Annotated in this window: 4 protein-coding genes; 2 read left to right on the forward strand and 2 right to left on the reverse strand. The window is 36.7% G+C overall.

Going from position 1 to position 5287, the window contains the following annotated elements:
- Window positions 1-93: 93 nt before the first annotated feature.
- The gene (locus tag GSY74_RS10325; protein ID WP_164665019.1) at window positions 94-909 is read right to left on the reverse strand and encodes a helical backbone metal receptor; all 816 of its coding nucleotides are present in this window, start codon (window positions 907-909) and stop codon (window positions 94-96) included.
- Window positions 910-940: 31 nt separating this feature from the next.
- Window positions 941-2800 (reverse strand): TonB-dependent siderophore receptor, encoded by a 1860-nt coding sequence (locus GSY74_RS10330; RefSeq protein ID WP_164665020.1) that lies wholly within the window; start codon window positions 2798-2800, stop codon window positions 941-943.
- A 516-nt stretch (window positions 2801-3316) separates the two neighbouring features.
- Between GSY74_RS10330 and GSY74_RS10335 the strand changes: the two genes are divergently transcribed.
- Both GSY74_RS10335 and GSY74_RS10340 read left to right on the forward strand, forming a co-directional pair.
- On the forward strand, window positions 3317-4522 hold the full coding sequence (locus GSY74_RS10335; protein WP_164665021.1) for a peptidoglycan DD-metalloendopeptidase family protein: 1206 nt from the start codon (window positions 3317-3319) through the stop codon (window positions 4520-4522).
- Complete coding sequence (locus GSY74_RS10340) at window positions 4522-5091, forward strand: NUDIX domain-containing protein (protein WP_164665022.1); 570 nt, start codon at window positions 4522-4524, stop codon at window positions 5089-5091. Before GSY74_RS10335 ends, GSY74_RS10340 begins: the two co-directional genes overlap by 1 nt.
- The last annotated feature ends 196 nt before the right edge of the window (window positions 5092-5287 follow it).

Here is a 5287-nt window from a genome sequence, read left to right on the forward strand (position 1 = left end):
AAACACGCCGATTCCGAAAATGCAAATTGCATATAAGGAAACGATGGCTTCAGCCTCGCTAATTCATTGGCATTGGGCTAAAGCCATCGGTTCCTAGTTCTGCAAGAGGTTGATTTTATAGTCATTCAAAATCTCTCTAAAATCTTCTAAAAAATATACCAATCTATCACTTGGAATCCCTGCATAAATTTTATCTATAATATAGATGGAGTTTTTTTTACTGGCATTAATAGGCAGTGATTTCCACGGCTCCAACAGCTCCTTTTTAGTTAATCCTTTCTCCTTTATATATGGGCTTAAGAGTATAACTATATCAGGATTGGTCGCAATAATATTCTCCATATTTAAGATTGGTTGCCCTTTTCTTGTGGTCTGAAAAGCATTTTGGTTTCCACTCTCTTTAATAATATCATCAAAATATAGGTTTTGACCTGCTACAAAAATCTGCCTATTTAGTGAGGTGTTGTGACCTATGACCATGAGGATTTTTTTATCTTTGACTATATTTTTTAGTGCATCTAAACCACTGTTAATATCTCCTACGATATCTGTAGCATTTTTCTCTCTGTCAAATATTTTGCCTAGTGCTACTATAGAAGTTTTAATACTCTCCAAGGTATCTATATCGACTATTTTACTCTTTATATCCAATTTATCAAGTTGTTGGCTAAGTTTATAATTATTGCTCTCCATAACCACTATGCTAGGTTTTAGGGCAATAATTTTTTCTAAACTAGGAGAGAAATACCCTCCAACCTTTGGAATTTTTAGAGCCTTTTTGGGATAGTTACAATACTCTATATTCCCTACCATCTCATCACCTGCACCCAAAGCGTAAATAATTTCATTGATGGAGGGGCTAAGGGCGATAATGCGTTCCTCTGCCTGTAAAGATAATGAAAAGAACACCAGTAGGGTCGGTGATAACCGACCAAATAATTTAATAAGCAAGTCTCATCCCACCATAAACAGCTCTTGGAGCAGTAGAATACCCATCAATGGTCTGATAATATTTATCAGTGATATTTTCCACTTTTCCATAGATGCTCATGTGTGAATCAACTTCATAGTTAGCAGTGAAATTGGCAACGGTATATTTTCCTGTCTGTTGACCTTGTTTGTCTGCTTTGTCGTATCTTTCACCTATATATTCACCATTAATCCCTAGGTGAAGTTTGTCGATACCATAGTAGTCAAGTGCAAATTTCAGACTCTGTTCGGCTCTTCTTGCTAACGCTTTTTCCTCTCTATCTTTGGCATCTAGGTTGGTGTATGCTAAAGATAGTAGAAAATCCGATAAAACTTCCTGTTGATAAGATACCTCAAAACCTTTGATTTCAGATTTACCTTTTACATTTTGATAGTTCCCCCCTATCCAGTTCCCTTCAGCATCGTAGTTGCTTTGGTAGTCAATCATATCCTCTACAGTGTTGTCAAAATAGGTAGCTTTTAAATTTTTATACTCTAGCGTTACATCATAGCCTTTGGTCTCTTCAGGGGTAAGTGAGCTGTTTCCTGAAAATGGGTCATAGAGATTGTAGTGAGTTGGGACATTATAGGCTGTTCCGTAGTTTAGAGTAGTTGAGAAGCCCTCAATATTTTTATGGATATGTTTGAGACCTATTTTGCCTGTTAGCTTGTTATCAAAATCACTATAGTTGTCTTGCCTTATAGACTGAGTAAAGATGCTTTTACCCCCTGTTATACCACCAAATGAGTTGCTATTGGTAATAAAAAATGCCCTGTTATCATACTTCTTATCAATACTATTTTTGTGTTTAAAATCTTTAAACTCTCCTCCCCAGACTACAAAATCCTCTGTTCTATAGGGAATTTTAGAGGTCAGTCCATACTCATTGACTTCACCATCAAAATTTTTAGAGAAGGCATCATCGGGATATTTCCTGCTAAACTTAGAGCTTTTGGCAAATATATCAACCTCATTAAAGCTATCAACATGGTGATAAGTTATCTTGCTAAACCGATGTTTGCTTTTGCTGTTGTATTGGCTATTTGGGTCAAAGCTATAGGTGGCACTATCATAAGCATCCCCCTCGTTGGAGGCATTGATAATGGTATGAGAGAGGTCTATCCTATTTTTTTCATTAATCTCAAATCCTGCTTTAAGTGAGGTACTGCTGTTTTTGTATCCATCATCTTCAAAATCATTCAAATCTTCACCTCTTGGAGCAACAGCCGAAAATCCATTGGTTTGCACTCGATTATGTGAAGCTTTCAGATAAAATTGGTCATTTTTATAAGAGAGATTTGCATTGCTTTTTGAGGTCTCAAAACTACCAAACTCTTGTGAAGCACGGATATGAAACCCCTCTTTTGCCCCTTTGGTAATAATGTTGATAACCCCAGCCGAAGCATCCGCACCCCAAATTCCAGAGTTAGCTCCTTTTATCACCTCTATCTGTTCTATGTCATGTATCATGAGATGTTCAAAAGGAGCTCCCGAGAGTCCACTCACATCATTATATCGGATGCCATCAATGAGGACTAGTACTCTCTTGCTATCAAATCCTCTTAGATATAATGATGTTGATTGTCCAAGACCTCCATTGCTTGTGAAATTTACCCCTGCTATGGAGTTTAGAGCCTCTGTTACTGTTGTATAGTGTCGCTCTTCTATCTCGTCAGCTGTTATGACATCAATATTGCTAGTTGTATTCTCAATTTTTTGAGTTGATTTTGTGGCACTTGTTACGGTTATATCTTCTAGTTTCTCGTTGGCAATTAGATGATTGCTTAGAAGTAGCATTGTGATTAGGCTCTGTTTTATTGTTTGGTTCATGGTTTTCCTTAGTTTGTATTTTTTATATTAAATATTTTGTAAAACTTATTTGGAATCGGAGGCTTTAGCCCAATGCCAATGAATTAAGCTTTTTTTGAATATAAATAGTTCGGGTGTGAACACGCCGATTCCGAAAATACAGATTGCATATAAGGAACCGATGGCTTCAGCCTCGCTAATTCATTGGCATTGGGCTTTAGCCCCGAAAGAGACGAAGCTAAAGCTTTCGTTTCCTAGTTTTGCAGAAATCAATTACAAAGAAGGTGGGGATGTTTTGTACTCTTGATACTCAAAAGCATATAGATGATACTGGTGGTTACTGTCGATAGTACACAGTTTAAACAGCGTTGAATACATTGCAATGATTGCTAATGAAAAGTAACGCCTCTTGTAGCCTCTAAGATGTTTCATGTTTGCATTTTACAGAAAAATCCTTATTTGTAGCTTTTTTCTAAATTTCAAAAATATTTTTTTAATCACAATTGGCTATAATAGAGTTGCAATAAAGGAGTATTATTGAAAAGGGAACTACTTGTGAGGTATATTGCAGTCGTAATCCTGCTTACTATTTCACTTTTTTCAGCAAAAGTTAGTAATGACTATTGGGAAAAAGGTCTTGATTTTGAAAGCTATTTAGAGCAGTATAAAATCTCTAAAGATATTATTGATTTGTTGGATAAAGATGACATTCAATTGATTTCTGAAATAGACCCCAATAGGCGTTTTTATGAGATGATAGCCAGTAATGGTGTGCTACTTCAAGCACTTATTCCAACAGGTGAAGAGCTTCAACTTCATCTATTTAGAACACCTGATTGTTACAAAGTAGAGGTGATTCCTGTCTCGTACCAAAAAGATACATATGTAACACTTTTAGAAGTAGAAAATACCCCACATAGAGATATTGTCAAAAAAGTCAAAAACAGAAAACTTGCCAATGAGTTTACCAAAGTGATGAAACATAGTGTAAACTTTCGTGGTATTCAAAAAAAGGACAAACTAGCAATCGTATATGACCAAAAAATGCGTTTAGGTCAACCTATTGGTATCCCTGATATTAAAGTAGCGATGTTGGAGTCCCACAAAAAAAGGCACTATGTCTTTAAGCATACCGATGGTAAATATTATGATGAAGATGGAGAGGAGCTGGTCAAAAAATATATGGGAAAACCACTCAAACATATACGAATTACTTCACATTTCACCCATAGACGATTTCACCCTGTATTGAAACGATGGAAAGCACACCTTGGAACAGATTTTGGTGCAAAACGAGGTACACCTATCTTGGCTGTTGCCAAAGGAAAGGTAACTTTTGCTAGATGGAAAGGTGCAAATGGAAATCTTGTTAAGATAAGACATAGAGATGGTTATGCTACAATATATGCCCATTTAAGTAGAATCAAAACAAAGAGTGGTAAAACTGTTAATAAAGGTGAGGTGATTGGTTATGTGGGAAGCACAGGCAGAAGCACAGGCCCTCACTTGCATTTTGGTGTCTATTTGAATGGACGAGCGATTAATCCGATGCGTATGGTGAAATTCTCTTCAAAAGGGGTTAGTGGCAAAGAGAAAAAGGCTTATTTAAGACGAAAAAAGAGATATACAAAGATAATTGACACGATTTTTGATGAGAATAGACCCTCTTATGTTTGGAATACAGTTCAAGAGCGTTTAGTGACTCCTGATATGAGAGAGTATTATAAAAGTATAGGTTGGTAATGGTTAGTAAGATAGAAGATTTCAGATTGCATGAGTTGAAAAATCCAAAGTTTATAGAGTCAGCATTTGTGACTTATAAGCAGAATGGTATAGAGAAGAGTTGGGAGGTCGTAAAAGCTCACGACTCTGTGGCTATTTTAATCTACCACAAAGAGCGAGATAGCTTTGTATTGGTAAAGCAGTTTCGACCTGCTGTATATATGGGTGGTACTCAAGATGGTATAACTGTAGAGCTATGTGCAGGTATCGTTGACAAAGAGTTGACATTAGCCGAGATTGCTATGGAGGAGATAGAGGAGGAGTGTGGTTATGCTGTTCCTGTGGAGAGTATAACGCGAATCACACAGGTAAACAATGCTGTTGGTTTTGCAGGTTCTAAGCAGACGATATTCTACACAGAAGTGACAGAATCTATGCGTGTTAGTGATGGTGGAGGTATTGAAACAGAGCTGATAGAGGTTGTTGATATGCCTATATCCAAAGCTAGAGAGTTTATTTTTGATGAGTCAATTGCTAAGACTACGGGATTGCTTTTTGCTTTGATGTGGTGGTTTGATAGGAGAGGGTGATTTCTCCTTAGGCTACCCCAACTCCAATAAACTAAGCTTTTTTTGAACCAAATAGTTCGGGTGTAAACACGCCGATTCTGAAAATGCAGATCGCATATAAGTAGCAATCCGTGATAAATCTACACACATTTTCTCACTGTAATCCTAAGCATAGCAACCCTAACCATATTTTCCTCAGAAATAAGTAACTTTTCGT

The sequence above is a fragment of the Sulfurovum sp. bin170 genome, from assembly GCF_010892395.1.
Classification (GTDB): domain Bacteria; phylum Campylobacterota; class Campylobacteria; order Campylobacterales; family Sulfurovaceae; genus UBA1140.

What these genes read in the sequence shown, in the direction of transcription:
- GSY74_RS10330 (WP_164665020.1), bottom strand. Translation starts at nt 2,800, where the DNA reads ATGAACCAAACAATAAAACAGAGCCTAATCACAATGCTACTTCTAAGC.
- GSY74_RS10340 (WP_164665022.1), top strand. Translation starts at nt 4,522, where the DNA reads ATGGTTAGTAAGATAGAAGATTTCAGATTGCATGAGTTGAAAAATCCA.